The organism is Neisseria sp. P0021.S007 (assembly GCF_051956855.1).
On record NZ_JBQCXA010001626.1, the window covers coordinates 1 to 453 of the forward strand.

General features: G+C 50.6%; 1 protein-coding gene. It reads right to left on the reverse strand.

Features of this window, described 5'->3' with window-relative positions; genetic code table 11:
* Positions 1–35: 35 nt before the first annotated feature.
* Positions 36–453 (reverse strand): NADH:ubiquinone reductase (Na(+)-transporting) subunit C (gene nqrC / locus ACTHUR_RS20605; RefSeq protein ID WP_440400656.1); only part of this gene is annotated, 418 nt, incomplete at its 5' end.

Genomic DNA, 453 nt, shown 5'->3' on the forward strand with positions numbered 1-453 from the left:
AAACATCAAATATTTCAAGCGTGTCATGTCAGCCATTATTGTGCTCCTGCTGATTTCAATTTGTTCAGGTAGGGGAGATAGCCGTTTTCGCCGAACCAGTAGGCGAACGAACCTTGCACGCCTTTAGATGTCAGCGATGCGCCGGAGAGGGCATCTACGCCGTGTTCTTTGTCCGAACTTGCGCCTTTGCCTACATGCAGGGCGAGTTTGCCTTGTTCGTCAAACAGTTTTTTGCCGACGAATTTTTGTTGCCACAACGGATTGCCGATTTCGCCGCCCAAGCCCGGGGTTTCGCCTTGGTCGTAGTAAGTGATGCCGTTGATGGTGTTGCCGTCGGGTTGGATGGCGACAAAGCCGTACATAACAGACCACAAACCGTTACCGTGCATAGGCAGGATGATTTGGCTGACTTTGCCGTCATCGCCTTTTACCAGATAAACCTCAGTGTATTTG